Here is a 23,622-nt window from a genome sequence, read left to right on the forward strand (position 1 = left end):
GGGTGAGCAGAGGGTGAGAAAAGTGCCGTCACGACCTCAGAAGCTCATCATCAGACTGAGCTGATGACAGTTGAAGGGATTCAGCCCATTCAACCGACAGGAAAATCTCGCAAAAAATTCCTATCTCGGCGCTACTCCCCCTCGGTAAATAGTATCGGAATTGCGATTCCACTATCCACCTGCCTGGGCAGCGCTCCTCTTCTGTTCTATGTCGATCATTGAACGGCTTTGGTGCAAAAATGTCAATCAATATTTGAAGTTGTTAGCAGTTTTGCTATTTGCTCCCAATAGGTTGGCTGGTGACTCTATACTTAACTGTCCAATTTTGTTCCTATCTGGTCGATGCTTTAACGGCGTCGCTAGTTTTACAATAATAAATTTCAATGGAGTGATGTATGTCTATCCAAAGCTTTATTCCCCCTCGTCGAGTCTTGATGGGACCTGGCCCATCAGACATCTCACCACAAGTGCTTCAGGCAATGAGTCGACCCACGATTGGTCACCTCGACCCACTCTTTATCCAGATGATGGATGAGCTCAAAAGCCTACTTAAATACGCTTTTCAAACCCAAAATGCGTTTACTATTGCGGTATCTGCCCCCGGTAGTGCGGGCATGGAGGCTTGTTTTGTCAATTTAGTTGAGCCAGGTGATAAAGTTATTGTTTGTCGTAATGGGGTGTTTGGTGAGCGGATGCGAGAGAATGTTGTCCGTGCTGGTGGTGAAGCGATAGTGATAGACGATGACTGGGGAACCCCAGTTTCAGTGAGTAAGGTAGAGCAGGCACTGATTGAGCACTCAGATGCTAAGATATTGGCTTTTGTGCATGCTGAGACATCGACAGGTGCCGTCAGTGATGCGCAAGCATTGGGCGCACTGGCTAAACGTCATAGTGTGCTAACCATAGTTGATACCGTTACTTCGCTCGGAGGTGTTCCACTCAAAGTGGATGAGTGGCAGTTGGATGCGGTCTATTCTGGAAGTCAGAAGTGTCTATCCTGCGTGCCAGGCCTTTCTCCATTAACGTTTTCACCAGCAGCTATCGAGAAGATTCAATCACGTACCCATCCTATTCAAAGTTGGTTTCTCGACCAAAGCCTAGTGCTGGGTTACTGGAGTGGTGAGGGTAAACGTAGCTATCACCATACTGCACCGGTGAATAGTCTTTATGCGCTCCACGAGTCATTAGTCATACTCCAAAATGAGGGTCTAGAGCAAGCCTGGGCGCGTCACCAAGCAATGCACGACAAGCTAAAGCAGGGGCTGGAGAGTCTTGGCTTTACGTTTGTGGTTGATGAGGCATATCGCCTGCCTCAGCTCAACGCCGTTTATGTGCCTGAAGGCATCGATGAAGCGCAGGTGCGCTCAGAGCTACTCAATGAGTTCAATCTTGAGATTGGGGCTGGTTTGGGCGCGCTTGCTGGCAAGGCATGGCGGATTGGCTTGATGGGCTATGGTGCCTCAGAGCAAAACGTCGCGCTATGTCTAAAGGCGCTTGAGGAGAAGCTACGCTAGTTTTTTTCTGGCGCCGCCAAACATGGAGTTTGGTGGCGCTTGGCGATTTTTCTTATGCCGTCACGGTTGCAAGTCTGGAGTGATAACAGAAGCTCGGACAGGAGCGGTGCGACTCTGGGCCGGAAAAGCGAGCCTTGGGTACAAGAGTTCGGCTTCAGTGCGTACCTGCTTAGCTTTACGCTCATCCCCCATCGCAGAATACGCCAATATCAAGTTCTTATACAGCTCAGGCCTTGGTTTACGTTTGATCATATCAAGTGACCAGTTTATGTAGACTTGGGTGTAGCTATGGTCACCCGTCTGTAGGCCAATATCAAAATAGGTGCTGTAGATTGCCCATTGATAACGCTCTGCCCATGCATACGGGTTAGAGATTCGCTCAAGGATTTTGGGGTCCTTAGGCGAAGACTGCTCAAATTGAGTCAGGACATGGTTGGTATGCATAGCACTGACCATGTAGGTCATTGTAGCAACGGGAACAACCAAGCAGCTCACACGTAAACCAGCTTTGATCAAGGGTGAAAAGTGGGCGTGTCTTAGCTTGCTCGTGCGCTGGTCAACCCAGTACAGCAAGATGATCAGAACGATCCAATGGATCGCTGAGTGGTAAAAGGGATACTCAAGCTGAGAGTGGAGCAATAGCGGTACAAAAAGCGCCAGCAAAGCAAGACGAGTTCCCGGCTTTGCCTGTCTGATCCGCGCCACAGTCAGTAGGGCAACCAGCAATAGCCCAAATAACGGGACAATCCCACCTTCAATCCCCCACAACAAGATTTCGTTATGAGGATGGTCCATCGCCGGCAAGCCAGGTTGATATTTATGGTTGATTTGATGTTGGCGCGCTGTATACAGGGTGTATTGCGATTCAAACCGTCCATAGCCCCAGCCAGTAAACGGCTTCTCAATCATCATATCCATTGCTTGAGAGTAGATATCTTGTCGGACATCCGTCAGGGTCACTTTTTGTGCAATAAACTCGGTCTTGTGTTGATGTTGGCTTGCGACAAAGCCGAGCCCTGTGCCAATCACAACCATCGCTAGCCAAGTCAAGGCACGGCGTTTGGTAGAAAAGCGCCATAAGTAGGGCATGATCATCACGACCACAACAAGTGCACTAATCCAGCCCGTTCGTGAGGCTAGAACCACCAACATAGGGGTAAGAAGTAGCGGAGTGATATAGTGCAAACCAGTATCGAGCAGTGTACTGTAGCGGTTGTTTTTGCGTGCCAATAGATAGCCTGATAGAACCAGTCCAGTCGCAAGGAAACTGGCCATCACATTCGCTTGTTGGAAAATACCATAGGGGCGATTGTCGATAGCGTTATAGCCAAATTGATTGCCCGGCTCTAACCAGAAATACTGCCCATAACCAATTAGTGCCTCAATCACGCTGGCGATAACGATAAGCTCTAGGATTCGCTGCTTGTGTTTATTGCCCAAACGAAACTGCTGCAAGGCGATAAAAAACACCCATCCAGACCACAAGGCGAGTATGCGCGGTGCGACCGTTGGTATGTCGGCAGCGGAGTACAGCATTGGCAGGCTGAGTAAACCACAGGCAATCAACAGACCTATAGTGAACTTGTTGTAACGCAGGTAGTGGTTGATGCTGATTTGATATAAACCAAGGCCAATAGCTAGGCTAAGGCCAGCCCAGGTAGTATTGTTGAAGGTAAGCGCTAAGCCTGAGCCTCCCGGGTTAGGCATAAAAACATGCATAAATAGCAGGAACACCGCGCTGAGCGCCATGATGAATGGACGATTTAAAGGGATAACCGGTTTTGCCGGCTGAAGTTGTGTCCCGCTAACATGGATAGTGGCCATAATTTGCTCTGAGTGAGGGTTGCCCAAAAAAGAAACCAGCGCAAGGCTGGTTTCCTATCTTACCTATTTTGCTCACTTTAACATAGGCTTCAAGAAGCGAGCCGTGTGTGAGCCTTCGACCAGACTCACGTCTTCAGGTGTGCCTTGTGCAATGATCTCACCGCCTCCTTGTCCTCCCTCAGGGCCAAGGTCAACAATCCAGTCAGCGGTTTTGATCACATCGAGATTATGTTCAATCACTACCACGGTGTTGCCATGATCCCGCAAACGATGCAGCACAGTGAGCAGTTGCTGAATATCATGGAAATGCAAACCTGTGGTCGGCTCATCAAGGATATATAATGTCTTGCCAGTATCTCTCTTTGACAGCTCACGAGCCAATTTAACCCGTTGAGCTTCACCGCCTGACAGCGTGGTTGCCGCCTGTCCAAGGCGAATATAGGAGAGACCGACATCCACCAAGGTTTGCAGTTTTCTCGCGATCACTGGCACGGGGTCAAAGAAGTTGCGTGCATCTTCGACCGTCATTTCCAGTACCTCATCGATACTCTTGCCCTTATAACGCACTTCGAGGGTTTCACGGTTGTAGCGCTTACCCTGACACACATCACATGGCACGTAGACGTCAGGCAGAAAGTGCATCTCAACCTTAATCACACCATCCCCCTGACATGCCTCGCATCGCCCTCCACGGACGTTAAAGCTAAAGCGCCCAGGTTTGTAGCCGCGTGAGCGAGCCTCTTGGGTACCGGCAAACAGCTCTCGAATTGGCGTAAAGATACCGGTGTAGGTGGCCGGATTAGAGCGTGGAGTTCGCCCTATCGGGCTTTGGTCAATATCGATGACTTTATCAAAGTGCTCTAGACCTTCAATCTTATTGTACAGCGCCGGTACCTGGGTTGTTGCGCCATTAAGCTCGGTGTGAGCGATTTTGAAAAAGGTATCATTGATTAGGGTCGATTTACCTGAGCCAGAGACCCCCGTTATGCAGCTAAACAGTCCGACAGGGAGCGTAAGGGTGACATTTTTTAGGTTATTGCCCTTAGCACCAGTTAGTTTCACCACCTTCTTTTTATCAATTGGTGTACGATCAGTCGGGATCATAATCGCCTTTTCGCCGCTCAAATACTGCCCAGTCAGAGAGTTTGAGTTGGCAATGATCTCATCCACCTTACCCTCGGCGACAACTTGACCGCCGTGCACCCCGGCACCAGGGCCAATATCGATGACATGATCCGCCATGCGAATGGCATCCTCGTCGTGTTCGACCACAAGCACGGTGTTGCCCAGGTCGCGCAGGTGAGTCAGGGTCTTGAGGAGGCGCTCGTTGTCGCGCTGGTGGAGGCCAATTGAGGGCTCATCCAACACATACATCACCCCGACAAGACCAGCGCCAATTTGGCTGGCAAGTCGAATACGTTGCGCCTCTCCACCTGAGAGGGTTTCGGCACTGCGCGATAGGTTGAGGTAGTTCAGGCCGACGTTGACGAGAAAGTGCAGGCGGTCATTGATCTCCTTCATGACCTTATCGGCAATCTGCGCTTTTTGTCCCTCAAGTTGCAGTGACTGGAAGAAGCCCAGTGCATCGGCAATACTCAGCTCTACGATCTCAGGCAGAGTCGTTTCGCCGATAAATACATTACGCGCCTCTATTCTCAGACGTGTACCGTCACAGCTTGAGCAGGATTTGGTCGAGATGTACTTCGCCAGATCTTCACGCACGGAGTTCGACTCGGTATCGCGATAACGACGCTCAAGCGTGTTTAAGATCCCTTCAAAAGGGTGGCGCTTGACTCGAATATCGCCGCGATCATTGACGTAATGGAATTCGATTTGAGTTCGGCCGGAGCCCTTTAAAATCACATCGCGAATTGGTTTTGATAGGGATTTAAACGGGGTATTAAGGTCAAAGTCGTAGTGATTAGCCAGTGAGGTGAGCATCTGGAAGTAGTAATAGTTCTTCTGATCCCAGCCGCGAATCGCACCCTCAGCAAGACTCAGGGAGTCATCCACGATCACGCGAGCAGGATCAAAGTACTGCTGTACACCCAATCCATCACAAGTGCCACAGGCGCCCGCCGGGTTATTGAACGAGAACAAACGAGGCTCAAGTTCTTGCATGCTGTAACCACAGTAAGGACAGGCAAAGTTCGCTGAGAACACCACCTCTTCGCCGTCTCCATCCATCGGCGCGACGACGGCAATACCACCAGAGAGCTCGATCGCTGTCTCGAACGATTCTGCTAATCGTTGCTGTAGATCATCACGTACCTTAAAGCGATCAACCACCACTTCGATGGTGTGCTTTTTATGTAGCTCTAGCGGCGGTGGATCAGAGAGATCGCAGATATCCCCATCGATACGTGCACGAATAAAGCCCTGAGCTGCAAGGTTTTCCAGCGTTTTAACGTGCTCACCCTTGCGCTCTTTGATAATAGGAGCAAGCAGCATCATCTTACTGCCTTCTGGCATCTCGAGCACTTTATCCACCATCTGGCTGATGGTTTGTGCCGCTAAGGCAACTTTGTGGGTCGGGCAACGTGGCTCACCAACGCGAGCGTACAAAAGGCGCAGATAATCATAAACTTCGGTGATCGTGCCGACGGTTGAGCGTGGGTTGTGTGAGGTGGATTTCTGCTCGATTGAGATGGCAGGAGAAAGCCCCTCGATGTGGTCGACATCAGGCTTTTCCATCAACGACAAAAATTGACGCGCATAGGCCGAAAGCGACTCCACGTAGCGGCGCTGACCTTCTGCATAAAGCGTATCAAACGCAAGAGACGATTTGCCGGAACCAGAGAGGCCGGTGATGACAATCAGTTTGTCGCGTGGGATGGTGAGATGTATGTCTTTTAGGTTGTGGGTTCTCGCCCCACGCACTTCTATATTGTCCATATTCGCTGCGCTGTAAAACTTGAAGATGTTTAAGTATTACATAGTGTGCGCATTGTTCAAAGAAGATACTGGTTATAAAAACAGTAAAGCCACCAGGGGGACGGTGGCTTTACTTTTTAAATCAGTTGGCTAAAAAACGCTTAAGCGGTTTTTTCTGTTGAGTGCTTACCTAACTCTGTGGTTTTTTCATCTTTCAGATAGAGATTTTCGAAGCAGTAGTTTGTGGCCTCAATGTAGCCCTCAACACTGCCACAATCGAATCGCTTACCCTTAAATTTATACGCAAGCACACAGCCTGCTTGAGCTTGCTTAAGTAGCGCATCAGTGATCTGAATTTCGCCACCTTTGCCCGGCTCAGTCTGCTCGATAAGATCAAAAATATCTGGGGTCAAGATGTAGCGACCAATAATCGCCAAGTTGCTAGGTGCGGTACCTGGCTCAGGCTTCTCAACCATATCGTCGACGCGGAAGATATCGTCTTTGATCATTTCGCCAGAAATCACCCCATACTTATGTGTCTCATCTTCAGGAACTTCCTGAACGGCTACGATTGAGCAGCGGAACTGCTTAAAGAGTGCAACCATCTGTGCGAGTACGCCGTCTTGCTCATTAACACACAAGTCATCAGCAAGAACCACGGCAAATGGCTCATCACCCACCAACTCACGACCGGTTAAGATCGCATGGCCAAGACCTTTCATTTCGCGCTGGCGAATGTAGGTAAAGTGAGCGCTATCGATGATCTGACGGATATCAACCAACAGCTCTTCTTTGTTGGTCCCGCTGATCTGGTGCTCTAGCTCGTAGTTTTTGTCGAAGTGGTCCATGATCGAGTGTTTGCCACGACCGGTAACAATACACATACCGTTCATGCCAGCTTGAATCGCTTCTTCAACACCATATTCAATCAGTGGCTTATTAACCACTGGCATCATCTCTTTTGGCATGGATTTCGTCGCTGGCAGAAAACGTGTGCCATAGCCTGCAGCTGGAAACAGACACTTTTTAATCATTTTACCTAACCTTATCTATGTATTTGGTTTTACATTTCGTTACTTCCCGCCATATAGAGTATCACCTTTTATATGACTTAATCATTATTCCTAGCGATCAAACAATCTAAATCGAAGTAATTATTACGAGATTAGGTGTAAATCTGCCCAAGCCACAGCTTGAACACGATTTTTGACATTGAGTTTGCGAAAAATCTGGTAAAGATGAGACTTCACCGTGAACTCGCTGATAAACATGCTTTCGGCCATCTGAATATTCGATGAGCCACCCTGTAAGTAGCGCAGGATTTGCAACTCGCGAGCGGTCAGATCCACCACGGCTGGAGAGGTTTTATGTTTGTAGGTATGTCGGTAATAATGCAGCAGTTGGCTGGTTACTTTACGAGGTAGCCAATTTTGGCCATTGAGCACCTGCTGGCAGCCTTCGACTATTTCATTGGTATTCTGACCCCGCTCAAACAAGCCTTTTAAATTACCGTAGCGTACCAGCTCATCCGTAGTCATGCGTTGCATGACGTTAATTAGTATCGTATCAAACTCGAGAATGTCGATAGGTAAGCTACACACCTGCTGAGTAAAAAGGGTGCGAGTGGGATAGTCAATCAACAAGATTTTGTGTCTGTACTTCTGGTGTTTATCGAGTAACTCATGCGGTGTAATACGCAAAATGGGCTGGTCGAGATTCTGCTCAAGTCGGTTGATATGAAGATGGTTCTCTTGAGTGTCAGCGCAGAGGAAGAAGAGAGTTCGTGTGTATTCCGCTCTTGGTGAGATGGCTCGTTGTGACGACGAGGGTGTTTGAGATGGCATAGTACATTGAGATGACATAGTAGCTCCTAGCGTTTGGCATACTATCAGCAAACCATGGATACGCGTGACTTGCCGTGCTAACGCAATTAAAGTGCGTCTGACTTGGAAAAATCATCCTCAACTATTGAAAACGGGTTTGGGATAGGATGATGTCACTCGAAATTTTCTCATCCAACTGATTATGCACTTGTTAATCTCTGAATCATACTTAGGGCAGGAGCAGTGACAGGAATCGCCCCAGCTCTGGCTAGGCGATTTGTCACTAAGCGTGTTATCCTACCCGCTGTCTTTTGAAATAAACAAGAATACGGAGCAAATCATGGCTAGCCGTGGAGTAAACAAAGTTATCTTGGTGGGTAACCTAGGTAACGATCCGGAAATTCGCTACATGCCGAGCGGCGGCGCAGTAGCAAACATCACGATCGCCACTTCAGAAAGTTGGCGTGATAAAGCCACTGGTGAACAGCGTGAGAAAACTGAGTGGCACCGTGTCGCCCTATTCGGTAAGTTGGCTGAAGTGGCTGGTGAATACCTGCGTAAAGGTTCACAGGTGTACATCGAAGGTCAACTGCAAACGCGTAAGTGGCAAGATCAGAGCGGTCAAGATCGCTACACCACAGAAGTGGTTGTGCAAGGCTTTAATGGTGTAATGCAGATGCTTGGCGGCCGTGCGCAGCAAGGCGGTGGTATGGGCGCACCAGCTGGTGGCCAGATGCAAGGTGGTCAACAGCAATCTTGGGGTCAGCCTCAACAGCCAGCGGCACAAGCCCCTCGTCAGCAGGCGGCTCCGCAAAATGCCCCTCAGCAGCAGCCACAATACAATGAGCCACCAATGGACTTTGACGACGATATTCCGTTCTAAGTCGACTGCTCACCTTGTTGTGATATTAATGACCCCAGCCCTAGTGCTGGGGTTATTGTTAATGGCACGCTGGATAGTAGGTTCACTAAGTTAGCTAACGCACAAGGGCACTTAGGCACTTGAGCATAATTGAGAGCCCTTCTACTATTTTTAATTATTTCACACCGATATCTCGACTCGTGCTGACGCCGTCTTTTATACTGCGGTCTGAGGCAGGCTAAGGAAGCAACGCAACGGATGGCAAGGTATACACCAACCCTAAAACTCAGCACTCGGCTGGTGGCATTCGTCACTATGATAGTGATCAGTGCGACCTTTATCCTATTTGTCGGTGGTGCACTCTCTTTCAAACGTATTGGTCAAGACTATATCCATCAATCACTTGCAGGGATTGCCGAGGTGGTCGATAAGGAGATGGAAGACCCAGATGCGGCTTATTCGATGCAGAGCTGGATCCCGAAAATGCTTCAAGCAAACAACATTGTGGAGATGCGCTTGCTCTCTCAAGTCGGGGTTGTCTATCGCTATAAGAACACCGCCTCACGTCATGATACCGCTCTTCTGGTTGAGCAGAGTTTTGAGTTAGAGCGTAATCCCGGTTATTCGATCATTTTTACCGTCATGCCCCCTTACCTTGGCTTTGGTTATTCGATTGGGGCGCTGTCCTCGATCTCCTTAGCCTTTGCACTGATCGCATTTTGCCTAGTGCGTGGGGTAGGCTGGCTGCGCAAGCAGTTACACGGGTCCGAGCTCTTGGAGGAGCGGGGGCGGATGATCTTAGCTGGCCGAGTCGAGCAGTATGCTAAAGGTGATGAGCAAGAGTGGCCATTCACCGCGAGTGAAGCCCTTGATAAGTTGATTGAAGAGCTTAAAGATGCCCGTCAAGAGCGGAGTCGCTTCGATACTTTTATCCGCAGCCAAACCTTTCTCGATAAACTGACTGGCAATGCTAACCGCATCCTATTTGATAGCAAACTCGACTCAACCCTGAATGAAAGTGGCTCTGCTGGCGGGGTGTTACTGGTTCGTATTGATGACTGGGAGGCACTTAAAGAGGCCCATCCTCGTAAGGATATCGATGGTTTTGTCGTGCAAGTAGCAGAGAGCCTCGCTCATATCGTGCAGCGCTATCCCGATGCCATGCTGTCACGCTACTACGCCAGTGATTTTGCTTTGTTGCTGCCGCATCAAGGGGGCAAAGAGATCGCGACTATTGCCGTCAACTGCCTTAAGCAGGTGGAGAAAATTGCGCCACTAGCGCCTTTGGAGCGAGACAATTGGTGTCACATTGGCGCGACACTGTATCAAGAGGGGGAGCTCCCAAATCGAGTAATCAGTGAGGTAGAGACAGCGGTAAAAACAGCTCAGTTGCAGCGTGTTACAGGCTGGAGCAAGTTTGAAAAACAGACCTTAGATAACCAAGAGCGTGGAAGCGTGCGTTGGCGCTCCTTGTTTGATGAAGTCCTTCAGCCCGAGCGCTTGATCCTTTATACCCAACCCTGCTTCAAGCTCTTGATAGACAACCAAACATCTCTGATCCACCAACACGTTTCTATCCGGCTCGAGGACCCAGAAAAAGGCGAGCTCAAGAGCAGTCGCTTTGGCTTGGCGATTGAGTCAGTCGGGTATGAGGCTCGGTTTGATAAGGCGGTAATGACACGTATTATCAAAGAGCTCAATCAGGATACTTTGTCGGGTAATATCTCTATCAGCTTGTACGTCAGTCCTTTTTCAGACCGCAACTACCTACGCTGGTTTAGTTTCGAGTTGCTTCAGTTAACCTCGCAAATACGCAGTCGACTGGCGTTTGAGTTTGTTGAGGGACAGCTGGTGGAGCACCTTGATTATATGCGCCCGGTGATCCGTAGGCTTACTGGTATGGGGTGCCAAGTAGTGGTTGCTCAAGCCGGACGTACTATTGTCAGTACCTACTACCTTAAAGATCTCAACATCAGTTACCTTAAATTGCATCGCAGTCTAATTAAGCGCATTGATCAGCGCCAAGAGAACCAGTTGTTTATCCTGAGTATGATTGGGGCTTGTGAGAGTAATGAGGCGAGCGTGGTTGGGGTTGGTGTCGAGAATAGGGCAGAGATGAAGATGTTACGTGAACTTGGAGTTACGGGGGTTCAAGGGCGAATGTACCAAGCTGAGCAGCCATTGCTAGAGCCAGTAACGTCGCTTGAGCATTCGGTCTCTCGGGCTGAGCCGCTTTCTTCTCGGGTAAAGCCAGGTCGCCGCAACCGTTGGAAGCGAAGTCGCTGAGCACAACCGGGTGAGGGTTTTAAGTAATCGCTGTAGGTCTCAAATGAATCGAGAATGTCGCCTAATTGTGGCTACACTTTAACCGGTGTATCAATTCACAGCAATGCACAGGCATTAAATCTAAATTTCGCAGTTGAGGTATTGATCGCAATAATTTCGGCTTTCAAGCGGGTTTTACCGAACAGTAAAGGCAACAAATTTTTAACTCGGTAAAGAATCTGTCAGAAATTGTGCTTTTTACTCCATCTTTACTCAGCAATGCCTTGCTGTAACAGCAAGGCATTGGTACATTTAGAGCAATTTTCTATCTTCTAATTCTTGCAGGACGAGCAAAGAATATGTTCAAAAAACTTCGTGGCATGTTTTCGAACGACCTATCTATCGATTTAGGTACTGCCAACACTTTGATTTATGTAAAAGGCCAAGGCATCGTCCTAGATGAGCCTTCAGTAGTTGCTATTCGTCAGGACAAAGGTCGTGGCGGAAAAAGCGTTGCAGCGGTGGGTCATGCTGCGAAACAGATGCTAGGTCGTACACCTGGCAATATTTCTGCGATTCGTCCAATGAAAGACGGTGTGATTGCCGACTTTTACGTAACGGAGAAAATGCTGCAGCACTTCATTAAGCAAGTGCATGAGAACAGCTTCCTAAAACCAAGTCCTCGCGTGTTGGTGTGTGTCCCATGTGGTTCAACTCAGGTTGAGCGTCGTGCGATCCGTGAATCAGCGCTAGGCGCAGGTGCGCGTGATGTGTATCTAATTGATGAGCCAATGGCTGCGGCTATTGGTGCTGGCCTGCGCGTCTCTGAGCCGACAGGCTCGATGGTGGTTGATATCGGTGGCGGCACCACTGAAGTTGCAGTGATCTCACTCAACGGCGTAGTTTACTCTTCATCAGTGCGTATCGGTGGTGACCGTTTTGATGAGGCGATCATTAACTACGTGCGTCGTAACTACGGCAGCTTGATCGGTGAAGCAACGGCTGAGAAGATCAAGCATGACATCGGCTCGGCTTATCCGGGTGACGAAGTGCGTGAAATCGAGGTTCGTGGTCGTAACTTGGCCGAGGGTGTGCCGCGCAGCTTCAGCCTCAACTCGAATGAGATCCTTGAAGCCCTGCAAGAGCCATTGACGGGTATCGTATCTGCAGTCATGGTGGCGCTAGAGCAATGTCCACCTGAGCTGGCGTCGGATATCTCTGAAAACGGTATGGTCCTCACCGGTGGTGGCGCGTTGCTGCGTGACCTTGACCGCTTGATCGCTGAAGAGACGGGTATCCCAGTGGTGATCGCAGAGGATCCTCTGACCTGTGTTGCCCTTGGTGGCGGTAAGGCTCTAGACATGATGGATATGCATGGCGGCGATCTATTCAGTGAAGAGTAATGACATCAGCACTCAGTTGTTGTAAGGGGGAGTGTTGACTCCCCGTTTAATGATCGAGGAACTCTCATAATATGAAGCCGATTTTTGGCAGAGGACCTTCGCTTCAACTACGTCTATTTATTGCCGTTGTACTATCAGCCAGCCTTATGCTGGCTGATAGTCGTTTAGATGCGTTTTCAAGTGTCCGCTATTTTCTTAATACCCTAGTATCCCCTTTGCATTATGTGGCAGACACGCCTCGCCGTATGTTTGATGACTTCTATGATCGCTTTCATACTCGGGGTCAACTGCGTCGTGATAATATGGCGATGCGTCAAGAGGCGCAGATCCTGCAAAGTGAGTTGCTCTTGTTGCAACACTACAAAGAAGAAAACCAACGCCTGCGCAAACTGCTTGATTCACCATTCATCCGCGATGAACGCAAGGTCGTGACCGAGGTCATGGCGGTGGATACTACGCCGTACAGTCGCCAAGTCGTGATTGATAAAGGCTCTGTGGATGGTGTGTTTGAAGGGCAACCGGTGATTAATGAGAGTGGTGTTGTGGGGCAGGTGACCTTTGTTGGTTCGCACAACAGCCGAGTCTTATTGCTTGGCGACAATCACAGCGCGATACCGGTCCAGGTGCTGCGCAACGATATCCGCGTGATCGCCTCCGGCTCTGGTTCGATTGATTCCATCGAACTTGACCATATTCCAACCAGTACGGATATCCAAGAGGGGGATATGCTGGTCAGCTCTGGATTGGGTGGTGTCTACCCAGAGGGCTATCCAGTTGCCGTCGTCAGCTCCGTCAATAAAGACACGCGCCGTGAATTTGCCTCGATCCAAGCAGAGCCAACCGTCGATTTTGAACGCCTGCGTTACTTGCTGCTGGTGTGGCCAAGTGATGAGCGAGGTGAAAGAGTCAATCATACTGTAGAGGAAGAGAGCAATGAGGACTAGCTCGCTGGGTGGGCGTCTGATTATATACGCAACGTTTTTTATCGCCCTAGTACTGCAGATGTTGCCCTGGCCTGGTACCTTCGATGTTTTTCGTCCAGCATGGTTGTTACTCGTGGTCTGTTACTGGGTGATGGCGCTGCCGCATCGAGTTAATGTTGGCACCGCCCTGATCCTTGGGTTGTTGTGGGATATACTGCTCGGATCTACCCTAGGCATTCGCGGTATGATGTTCTCTATTATCGTATATTTAGTTGCGCTCAATTTTCTTGTTTTGCGCAACATGGCGCTTTGGCAGCAGGCATTATTGGTTGCGATATTAGCTATGCTATTGGAGATATTTGTCTTTTGGGGCGAGTATCTGATTCAAGATATCGTGTTTAACCCGTCCTCATTGTGGAGCGGATTGGTGACGTTTGTCCTCTGGCCATGGATGTTTTTGCTTCTTCGCCGCGTGCGACGTCACTGGCACATAAAATAACTATCCAAGCGGAGTTAGCAGGTGACTGAAAAACGGTTGATATTAGCCTCTGGCTCACCGAGACGAGCCGAACTGCTCGAGCAACTCGGTTATCGTTTCGAGATTATTAAACCCGACGTTGAAGAACGTCAACTGGCGGGAGAGAAGCCGTATGACTACGTCGCGCGGCTGTCACGAGATAAAGCCCAGGCAGGCTTGGATCTGATCCGTGATGATCAGGCGGTAGTGATAGGCTCTGATACGATAGTGGTCAGTGGCGACACGGTGCTTGAGAAGCCTTGTGATATGCCACATTCAAAACAGATGTTGATGCAATTGTCAGACAACCAGCATCAAGTCATGACAGCGGTGACCGTCGTGTCCTGGAAAAAAATCCACACCTGCGTAGTGACGACCAAGGTGTGGTTTAAGCCATTAAGCGAACAAGAAATCGAACAATACTGGCTATCGAGAGAACCTCACGATAAAGCAGGCAGCTATGGCATCCAGGGGCTCGGTGGGCGCTTCGTGACTCGCATTGAAGGAAGTTACCACGCGGTGGTTGGTCTGCCCTTGTATGAGACCGACCAGTTGCTGCACAAGTTTTTATAAATAGGATTGGGGTGCACATGAGTGCGGAGCTATTGATTAACGTGACACCGAGCGAGACTCGAGTTGCGATGATTGAAGGAGGAGTCCTTCAAGAAGTCCATGTGGAGCGAGAAGCGAAACGTGGCATCGTTGGAAATATTTATAAGGGTAAGGTCAGCCGAGTGCTGCCAGGGATGCAAGCGGCCTTTGTTGATATTGGCCTAGAGAAGGCAGCCTTCTTGCACGCGTCGGATATTGTGCCGCACACAGAATGCGTGGCTGAAAATGAGAAAAAGCAATTTCAGGTGCGAGACATCTCTGAGTTGGTACGCCAAGGGCAAGACATTGTGGTTCAGGTGGTTAAAGATCCGCTCGGCACTAAGGGGGCTCGCCTGACTACCGATATCACCTTGCCATCACGTTACTTGGTCTTTATGCCAGGCGCGAGCCATGTTGGTGTGTCGCAGCGTATCGATAGCGAAGAAGAGCGCCATCGCCTAAAGAAAGTGGTATCACAATACTGCGATGAAAACGGTGGGTTTATTATCCGCACAGCGGCGGAGGGCGCTGAGTGCAAAGAACTGGCTCAAGATGCCAAGTTCCTTAAACGCCTATGGACTAAGGTCCAAGAACGCCGCAGTAAGTACATCACGCGTTCGACTCTGTATGGTGAGCTTGGCTTATCTCACCGAGTATTGCGTGACTTCGTGGGTACTGAGCTGACCAAAATTTTGGTGGACTCACGCCTAGAGTATGAAAACTTGTTGGAGTTCTGCAGCGAGTATGTCCCTGAGCTTGCCGAGAAGCTTGAGCTTTACGAGGGCGATAAACCTATCTTTGATATGTACGACACCGAGAATGAGATTCAGCGCTCTCTAGAGCGCAAGGTGGAGTTAAAGTCTGGCGGCTACCTAATCATTGATCAAACCGAGGCGATGACCACAGTGGATATCAACACTGGGGCCTTCGTCGGTCGACGTAATCTTGAGGAAACCATCTTCAACACCAATGTTGAGGCCACGCAAGCGATCGCACGTCAACTACGACTGCGTAACCTTGGCGGTATCATCATCATCGACTTTATTGATATGGCTTCTGAAGAACATCGTAAGCGAGTACTTACATCGCTTGAGTCTGCTCTTAGCGCAGACCGAGTTAAAACCAATATCAATGGCTTTACTCAGTTAGGGCTGGTTGAGATGACTCGCAAACGTACGCGAGAGAGTATCGAGCACGTACTTTGCACGGGATGCCCTACCTGTGAAGGGCGCGGTAGCGTCAAGACAGTCGAGACCGTCTGTTATGAGATCTTGCGTGAGATCACACGAGTGAATCGTGCCTATGATGCGGACAATTTTGTGGTTTATGCCTCGCCTGCGGTTGCAGATACGCTTGAGGGTGAAGAGTCACATGCCCTAGCTGAGCTGGAGATCTTTATCGGTAAACAGGTACAGATACAGGCGGAGCCACTCTACATTCAAGAACAGTTTGACGTTGTGATGATGTAGGGGCTCTCGTGAGTAAAGCAATGACGCGCTTATGGCACGGTATTTTGTGGCTATTGGTTTCGGTGATGGTGATGTTGGCCATCGCCGTCACCGCTTTGCGCGTGACGTTACCTAAACTGAACCAATTTCAGGATGAAATCCACGTTTTCGTCAATCAGTACACTGGACTCGACCTTGAGATCCAAGATGTGCGTGGCTATTGGCGTAACACCCACCCCTCAATTTCATTACAAAGCATTCATGTTGACCTGCCTGCTGGTACGGAGATTCAGCTGGTTGCTGAGCGTCTGGATATTGAGTTTGATATCATCCAATCACTGTTTAGGCTCAAGCCGGTCGTGGCCGAGCTCAATGTGCACGGACTCGATCTCAACCTGCAGTCGGTTGATTTGTTTAACTCCGTCAACGAGGCTGGCGAAGAAGTACAGCCACGTGACACCAAATCGCAGCTACAACAGATCGAACAACTGTTTTTGCGTCAGCTCGATGATTTTTCCCTTTATGACTCAAGGATTGCGTATCTTGGTATCGATGATGAGCTGCGCGCCCTAGACATAAATAAACTACGTTGGCGAAATATTGGCAAACGTCACCTAGCCGAAGGCGTGGTAAGTATTGCCGATGCCAACATCAGCGCCCTCAAGGTGAGTGCCGATTTTCGTGACCATGGCTCATTAGCGGATATTTCTGGGGAGTTCTATCTTGAGGCAGAATCTCTGTTTGTGACCCCGTGGCTCAATAGTTACCTGCAAAGTGAGACGGGTATCCAGAGTGGGCACTTGAGCTTTGCAACTTGGATATCTCTGGCCAATAGCCGACCGGTTGATGCTTACCTTGAGTTCAACCCATCTGAGTTGATTTGGCAAGAAGGGGATCAACATGAGCTGATGCTTGAATCTGGTGTATTTAAGCTTTTCCCAACCGAAAATGGCCTGCAAGTGAGTGGTCACTCACTAGAGTTGCGAACCGACGATATTCAGTGGCCGGAGCTGGACTTGGCGTTTGAGCTGTCTAATATCGGCTGGCGGTTGAATGTCTCCGAACTGGACATTCAAGCGGTGACACCACTGGTAAAGTTGTTACCCGACTCTGAGCAAGCCTCACAAACTATTGAACAACTCGCCCCTTATGGTCGGGTGGAAGATCTACGCATCTCGATGAGTGAAGGAATTGACTCTCTCACTTATTCTGTCGACGTGCACAATTTAGGTATTGCTCAGTGGGGCCTATTACCTGAGGTGCATAAGGCGAACCTATCCCTGTTTGGTAATGCCTATCAAGCGCGTGCGACGCTGTCGTTATTTGATGATGTGCTACCCTATGCCGATGTTTTTCAAGCGCCTCTGAATATGCGTCAAGCCCATACCGATATCGTATGGCAACGCGATGAGAGCGGCTGGTCACTGTGGGCCGATAAGGTCACGGCAGCAACCCCTGATATTCAGGTATTGGGTGCGTTTCGTTTAGACTTTCCTAAACAAAAAAGCCCGTTCCTTTCTTTCTATGCAGAGGCAGACCTGTTTGATGCTGGTCAAGTGTGGCGCTACCTGCCTACGCGTGCTTTGGGATTGGGACTTACGGATTATCTATCAACCGCTATTCAGGGAGGTCGAGTCGAGACCGCCAAACTGCTTTGGTATGGTGAGTTAGGTGACTTCCCTTACCGTGATAACGATGGTGTGTTTCAGGCATGGGTGGGTCTGCGTGAAGCCAAATACAGCTTCGAAACCTCTTGGCCTGCCTTGACGGATATGCAGCTTGATTTGCTGTTCGAAAATGAGTCGATGTATCTTGATTCCCGTTCGGCCAAATTAATGGACATTGAGGCTTCTCGCGTAGTGGGGCGCATACCCGCATTACACAGTGATGGGCATATTGAGATTGAGGCGCAGGCAATTGGTCCCGGCCCGGCGGTGCGTGATTACATGACGGCTTCACCTTTGGTTGATTCTGTCGGGGCTGCACTGACTGCGATTGATGTTCAAGGTGAAGTCGAGGCGAGTTTTCAGCTTAATATACCTTTTGAGGGCAGCGAAGAGGCACGCGCATGGGGCCGCGCAGAGCTAAGCGATAATCTTGTCACGATAGATGCCCCGCCGATGGTACTCGAGTCGGTCAGTGGCACGATTGAATTCGATAATGATGTCGTGCGCTCGACAGGGCTTGATGCGCAGCTGCTCAGTCAACCTGTTTCAGTCGACTTTAGTGGTGAAAATGCCGGGCGTGGTTATGCAGTCAATGTTGATGTGCTAGGGGATTGGCAGATCAAGCCTCTTTATCCCTATGTTGGCCAGCAATGGCTTGAGCCTGTCACCGGGCATGCGCCATGGACTGTTGGCATCGATATCCAGCTCAATGATGTTGGATTCACCTATCAAATTGACGGTGAGGCGCAGTTGAGTCAGTTAGCAAGTACTCACCCTTACCCACTAAACAAGCCTCATGGTAAAGCCGGCAAGCTGCGACTAGAAGCCTCAGGTAATCAGGAGATGATTTCGGCGCGCTTGCAACTGCCACAGGCCAAATATCAAGCAGAGATTGATATCCGCCCGCAAACGCCAGTTCTGGCTGCCACTCATTTAGTGGTTGGCAGTGGCAGCTTTAAAATGAGTCCGATAGTGGGCCATACTGCTCAGATACGTGCGAATCGGTTTAACCTCGATCACTGGGTGAGTGCGGCAGAGCCGAGTCAAGGTGAGTCAAAGGTGGCGCTTGATGAGCTCAACACGCCGGAGATCCCACTACCTCAGCGAATTGATTTGGATGTTAAACGACTCTCTTTTGCCACCATGGACTGGCATGATGTGAGCTTTAACGCGCGCAAGCGTGGTCAAAATTGGCGCTTTAGTCTTGATAGCCAACAGGCTAAAGGGCGCGCCAGTTTTGAAGGCGGAGATCAACTTAATATCGCTCTTGAGGAGTTGAATATCTTTGTGCCAGGCCTTGAAGACAGTGCCGAACAAGAATCTAAGCTGGTGGAAAGTTTGGAGTCCAATCAGCCTTTGATCTCTGAGCATGATCGCCATTTGCACGCCAGCTTGCCCAACATTGATCTGCAGATTGATGATTTTTGGTTGCAGGGCTACAAGGTTGGTAAGGTCAATGTCGACTTGCGTAGAGAGGGAGATACCCTCAACTGGCACTCGATTAAGATCCAAAGTGGCAGAAATCAAATGGATATTTCGTCACAATGGACATTGACGGAAGATCAAAGCTATACAAAGCTGAAAGTAGACATCAAGGGTGAAAACAACAGTGATGTGCTGGAACGCTTTGGGATCAGCTCAGGTATTCAGCAAGCTCCATTTGAGTTGCAAGCCCAAAATCGATGGCAAGGGGCACCTTGGTCAATGCGTGTCGATAGCCTGCAGGGTAATGCCACCATTAAGTTGGGTAAGGGCATGGTCTCTGATGTCTCCGGTGCGGCTCGCCTGCTTGGCATGTTTAGTCTCGATTCGATCATCCGTCGTATGCAATTAGACTTCACTGATGTATTTGATCGTGGCATGGCTTTTAACTCGATTACCGGCCAAGGTGAGTTTCGCAACGGCGTGTTCGTCACCAACGATATCCGTATGGATGCGATTGCCGGTGAGATGGTCATCAAGGGACTGGCGAATCTCAACGATCAAACCGTGGATGCTGAGGTGACCTTTACACCGGACATCACCTCAGGGATCCCGGTACTAACCGCTTTCGCCGTTGCACCGCAGACTGCGCTGTATGTTTTGGCGATAACCACGGTGGTATCACCAATCGTTGAGGTATTCACCCAGGTTAATTATGAAGTCAAAGGCCCGTTTGATGCACCGTCGGTACGGGAGATATCTCGAAGCCAAGGCGAGTACACCTTGCCAGAGGAGCTAAGAGGCAAGTAAACCAATAAGGAAGTAGATGACATGGAGCGTGTCGGCATCATACAGATGACCTCGGGACCTGACCCGATAGAAAACCTTGCGTATATCAAAGAGCAAGTCTTTCACCTAGCTAAGCGTGGCGTCAAATGGATAATGACGCCTGAGAATGCGCTGGTGTTTGGGCGTAAGAGTGACTACCACGCTGTGGCTGAGCACTTAGGGGTTGGCGCGCTGCAACTGGAACTTGGCTTGCTCGCCAAAGAGGCAGGGGTATGGCTGATCATTGGCAGTATGCCAATACGCAGAGCTGGTGGCGTGTCCACCTCAACCTTGGTTTTTAATGATCAAGGGCTACTGGTGACACACTACGATAAGCTGCATATGTTTGATGTCGATGTGGATGATGCACACCGTTGCTACCGTGAGTCTGAGACCTTCACGGCAGGCAATGCAGTGGAGTGCATTGATACCCCATTTGGTCACCTTGGGCTGTCCATCTGTTATGATCTGCGTTTTCCACAGCTCTATTCGGAGCTGGTTCGCCTTGGTGCGAATATCCTCTTGGTTCCAGCAGCATTTACTGCGGTGACAGGAGCGGCCCACTGGCGCTCTCTTTTGACCGCGAGAGCGATAGAAAACCAAGCCTACGTGGTGGCGGTCAATCAAACTGGCCGACACCCATGTGGGCGAGAAACCTGGGGGCACTCGATGGTCGTGAGCCCTTGGGGAGAAGTGATCATTGAGTTGGGGCAGCGAGCACAAAATGGGATTGCGGAGATAGATCTTTCCGTGGTGAAAGAACTAAGACACAATATGCCCGTCACTCAGCATTCAAGATTTCAAAATCGATTGATCAAGTAGAATAACTTTTAATAAGAGCAATTTATGAGCATAGACCGCATTGAAGAGGCCCTACTGGCTCCAGCAGGATTAACGGAACAAGATATTGCCGATACGCTCGCCAGTATCGCGACACGTCAGATTGACTATGCTGATATTTACTTCCAGTCCAGTTGGCATGAGTCACTGGTGTTAGAAGACAGCATTATTAAAGATGGCTCGTTCAACATCGACCGCGGTGTTGGCGTTCGCGCGATCACGGGGGAGAAGACCGGTTTCGCCTACTCTGATCAAATCCAACTCGATAGCCTTAAGCAAAGTGCTATTGCAGCTCGTGGTATCGCTCAGCAAGGGCAAAACGGCTCGGTTCAGGCGTTCAAACGTAGCGATAACCAGGCCTACTATCAAGCGGTCAATCCGCTTGAATCTTGGCAAAAAGAGCAGAAAACCAAGTTACTTAAAGAGCTTGATGCCTACATTCGTACCAAGGAGCCACTGATCCAAGAGGTGTCGATTAGCCTTAACGGTGTGCATGAAAGTATGCTGGTGGCGGCGACTGATGGCACCTTTGCTGGTGATATTCGTCCACTGGTGCGCCTGTCGATCAGCGTCCTTGCCCAGCGTGGTGAGCGTCGTGAGCGTGGCAGTGCGGGTGGCGGTGGCCGTGTGGGTTATGATTTCTTCCTCGATGATCTTGAGGGTCAGCAACGTGCTTACCACTTTGCCGATGAGGCGATCCGCCAAGCGATGATCAACCTTGAGGCCGATGCTGCACCAGCTGGAACTATGCCGGTTGTATTGGGCAATGGCTGGCCAGGTGTACTACTGCACGAAGCGGTCGGTCATGGATTAGAGGGAGACTTTAACCGTAAAGAGTCTTCCGTCTTTAGTGGCAAAATCGGCGATCAAGTGACCTCGAGTCTGTGTACGATTGTTGATGATGGCACCATGGCTCATCGTCGTGGCTCACTCAATGTCGATGATGAGGGCGTCAATGGTCAGTACAACACCCTTATCGAGGGGGGCGTGCTCAAAGGCTATATGCAAGACAAGCTCAATGCGCGTCTAATGGGCGTTAACCCAACCGGCAATGCGCGTCGTGAGTCGTATGCCCACCTACCAATGCCACGCATGACCAACACCTACATGCTACCTGGTGAGCACACCCCGGAAGAGATCATCTCGACCGTGAAGAAAGGCTTGTATGCACCAAACTTTGGTGGCGGTCAAGTCGACATCACCTCAGGTAAGTTCGTATTCTCAACCTCAGAAGCCTACTTGATTGAAGATGGCAAGATCACCCGCCCAGTCAAAGGTGCCACCTTGATCGGCTCAGGCATCGAAGCTATGCAGCAGGTATCAATGATAGGTAACGATCTCGACATCGACCGCGGCGTCGGCGTGTGCGGCAAAGCCGGCCAAAGCGTCCCAGTCGGCGTCGGCCAACCGACCCTCAAGCTTGACGCTATCACTGTTGGCGGAACGGAATAACCGAAAAAAGCAGCCTGAGGGCTGCTTTTTTATTCCCTTCGGGAAGAGACGAGAAGCGAGATCGCGTTGCTGCGAGAGTCGAGATGTCACCGCGAACACTACTCGTCTCTCGCCTCTCGATTCGCGCCTCTGCCTTAAAGGCCATCACGCTCAATCGGGCAGCTCATGCAGCGGGCGCCGCCGCGTCCTCGGCCAAGTTCGTTGCCGGGGATAGGTAGAACCTTGATCCCTGCTTTATCATACTTTTCATTAGTATAGACGTTGCGCTCATAGCCAATCACGACGCCAGGTTTGACGGTCAGTACATTGTTGGCATCGTTCCACTGTTCACGCTCGGCCTCGTAGCTATCCCCGCCGGTGGTGATGATTTTTAGGTAATCGAGTCCTAGCGCAAGCTCAATCGCGTGGATAAAGCTTGGCACTTGCTCAACCTTTACCGCGCCATTTTTCGGTGACAGACGCCAAGTCGGTAGGTCATCACGCATGATCTCAGGGTAGATAGAGAAGGTATCGACGTCGATATGGGTCATGACGGTATCAAGGTGCATGCATGAGCGATGTTTTGGCAGCTCAACCGCAATCACTTGTGTCGCTTGGCCATGCTTGAACAGCTGCGCTGCTAGGTTCTCAACCCCTTGAGGTGTAGTTCGCTCTGACATACCAATCAATACTGCGCCCTTGCCAATCACCAGAACATCACCACCCTCAATGTTGGCGTTGTCATAATGCAGGTCCTCATCACCGAAGTACTTGACGAAATCTTGACCGGCGAATACCGGGTGCCAGCGATAGATCGCACGCAAATGATTGGTTTCTCGTTGACGCGCAGGCTTCATCATTGGGTTGAGGGAAACCCCGCCGTACACCCAGCATGAAGTATCGCGAGTGAAAAGGTGATTGGGTAGCGGCTCAATGACAAAATCGAGCGGGCGGTGCATCTTAGGCAGCATCGATGAGGATTTGAGCTGCAGCTCCGAATAAGCCAGACCACCTAGCAATACTGTTGCGAGGTGCTGGTTGTCCATCTCTGCCAAGTAACCACGCAGGTCGTGGGCGAAAGTTGGGCCATAGCGATAGTCTGAAATTTGATTAGTCAGTAGCCACTGCTTCGCCTCTGGCACCGTGAGGGTCTCTTCAAGCAAGTCGTGCAACAACAGAACCTCAACGTCTTGCTCGCGCAGGGTGTTGGCAAAGATATCGTGTTCTTCGCCTGCAGCCTCAACCGCGAGCACGTCATCAAACAGCAACTCATGACAGTTTGATGGCGTTAGGTGGGTGAGGGCGCGCTCTGGGCGGTTGAGCAGTACTCTTCTTAGCTGTCCAACCTCTGAACCCACGTACAACTTACTCATTGTGTATCCTTACTTGT

General features: G+C 50.0%; 16 protein-coding genes and 1 riboswitch. Of the genes, 11 read left to right on the forward strand and 5 right to left on the reverse strand.

Annotated elements, in window-relative coordinates; genetic code table 11:
• Positions 1-32: 32 nt before the first annotated feature.
• A riboswitch (Lysine riboswitch) is annotated at positions 33-209 on the reverse strand.
• Positions 210-395: 186 nt separating this feature from the next.
• A complete protein-coding gene (locus ACZ5R2_RS04280) occupies positions 396-1,514 on the forward strand; it encodes a pyridoxal-phosphate-dependent aminotransferase family protein (protein WP_464901166.1) in 1,119 nt (372 codons plus the stop codon).
• A 60-nt stretch (positions 1,515-1,574) separates the two neighbouring features.
• Here the strand turns inward: ACZ5R2_RS04280 and ACZ5R2_RS04285 are convergent, their stop codons facing one another.
• The 4 genes from ACZ5R2_RS04285 to ACZ5R2_RS04300 form a co-directional block, all read right to left on the reverse strand.
• Complete coding sequence (locus ACZ5R2_RS04285) at positions 1,575-3,338, reverse strand: PglL family O-oligosaccharyltransferase (RefSeq protein ID WP_464901167.1); 1,764 nt, start codon at positions 3,336-3,338, stop codon at positions 1,575-1,577.
• Between the two features lie 72 nt (positions 3,339-3,410).
• A complete protein-coding gene (gene uvrA / locus ACZ5R2_RS04290) occupies positions 3,411-6,233 on the reverse strand; it encodes an excinuclease ABC subunit UvrA (protein WP_464901168.1) in 2,823 nt (940 codons plus the stop codon).
• A gap of 140 nt (positions 6,234-6,373) precedes the next feature.
• Entirely contained in the window at positions 6,374-7,246 is an 873-nt protein-coding gene (galU, locus tag ACZ5R2_RS04295) for a UTP--glucose-1-phosphate uridylyltransferase GalU (RefSeq protein ID WP_464901169.1), read from the reverse strand.
• Positions 7,247-7,369: 123 nt separating this feature from the next.
• Positions 7,370-8,056 (reverse strand): LuxR C-terminal-related transcriptional regulator, encoded by a 687-nt coding sequence (locus ACZ5R2_RS04300; protein ID WP_464902305.1) that lies wholly within the window; start codon positions 8,054-8,056, stop codon positions 7,370-7,372.
• Between the two features lie 319 nt (positions 8,057-8,375).
• On the opposite strand from ACZ5R2_RS04300, the gene ACZ5R2_RS04305 reads away from it, so the two are divergent.
• From ACZ5R2_RS04305 to tldD, 10 genes are all read left to right on the forward strand, one after another.
• Positions 8,376-8,918 carry a single-stranded DNA-binding protein gene (locus ACZ5R2_RS04305; protein ID WP_438459261.1) on the forward strand — a complete coding sequence of 181 codons (543 nt, stop codon included), beginning with the start codon at positions 8,376-8,378 and terminating at the stop codon, positions 8,916-8,918.
• Positions 8,919-9,155: 237 nt separating this feature from the next.
• Positions 9,156-11,183, forward strand: coding sequence for an RNase E specificity factor CsrD (csrD, locus tag ACZ5R2_RS04310; protein WP_464901170.1), 2,028 nt, complete (start codon positions 9,156-9,158; stop codon positions 11,181-11,183).
• Positions 11,184-11,521: 338 nt separating this feature from the next.
• Positions 11,522-12,565 carry a rod shape-determining protein gene (locus ACZ5R2_RS04315; protein WP_438459259.1) on the forward strand — a complete coding sequence of 348 codons (1,044 nt, stop codon included), beginning with the start codon at positions 11,522-11,524 and terminating at the stop codon, positions 12,563-12,565.
• 71 nt (positions 12,566-12,636) lie between these two features.
• Positions 12,637-13,509 carry a rod shape-determining protein MreC gene (mreC, locus tag ACZ5R2_RS04320; RefSeq protein ID WP_464901171.1) on the forward strand — a complete coding sequence of 291 codons (873 nt, stop codon included), beginning with the start codon at positions 12,637-12,639 and terminating at the stop codon, positions 13,507-13,509.
• Positions 13,499-13,987, forward strand: coding sequence for a rod shape-determining protein MreD (mreD, locus tag ACZ5R2_RS04325; protein WP_464901172.1), 489 nt, complete (start codon positions 13,499-13,501; stop codon positions 13,985-13,987). Before mreC ends, mreD begins: the two co-directional genes overlap by 11 nt.
• Before the next feature lie 21 nt (positions 13,988-14,008).
• Complete coding sequence (locus ACZ5R2_RS04330) at positions 14,009-14,578, forward strand: Maf family protein (RefSeq protein WP_464901173.1); 570 nt, start codon at positions 14,009-14,011, stop codon at positions 14,576-14,578.
• Between the two features lie 17 nt (positions 14,579-14,595).
• Complete coding sequence (gene rng / locus ACZ5R2_RS04335) at positions 14,596-16,065, forward strand: ribonuclease G (RefSeq protein WP_464901174.1); 1,470 nt, start codon at positions 14,596-14,598, stop codon at positions 16,063-16,065.
• An 8-nt stretch (positions 16,066-16,073) separates the two neighbouring features.
• Positions 16,074-19,943, forward strand: coding sequence for a YhdP family protein (locus ACZ5R2_RS04340; RefSeq protein WP_464901175.1), 3,870 nt, complete (start codon positions 16,074-16,076; stop codon positions 19,941-19,943).
• A gap of 21 nt (positions 19,944-19,964) precedes the next feature.
• Positions 19,965-20,783, forward strand: coding sequence for a carbon-nitrogen hydrolase family protein (locus tag ACZ5R2_RS04345; RefSeq protein WP_464901176.1), 819 nt, complete (start codon positions 19,965-19,967; stop codon positions 20,781-20,783).
• A gap of 24 nt (positions 20,784-20,807) precedes the next feature.
• Positions 20,808-22,253 (forward strand): metalloprotease TldD, encoded by a 1,446-nt coding sequence (gene tldD, locus ACZ5R2_RS04350; RefSeq protein WP_464901177.1) that lies wholly within the window; start codon positions 20,808-20,810, stop codon positions 22,251-22,253.
• Positions 22,254-22,387: 134 nt separating this feature from the next.
• On the opposite strand, the gene arcA is transcribed toward tldD, so the two are convergent.
• A complete protein-coding gene (arcA, locus tag ACZ5R2_RS04355) occupies positions 22,388-23,605 on the reverse strand; it encodes an arginine deiminase (RefSeq protein ID WP_464901178.1) in 1,218 nt (405 codons plus the stop codon).
• Positions 23,606-23,622: the final 17 nt, after the last annotated feature.

This window comes from Vibrio sabulosilitoris, from assembly GCF_055391395.1.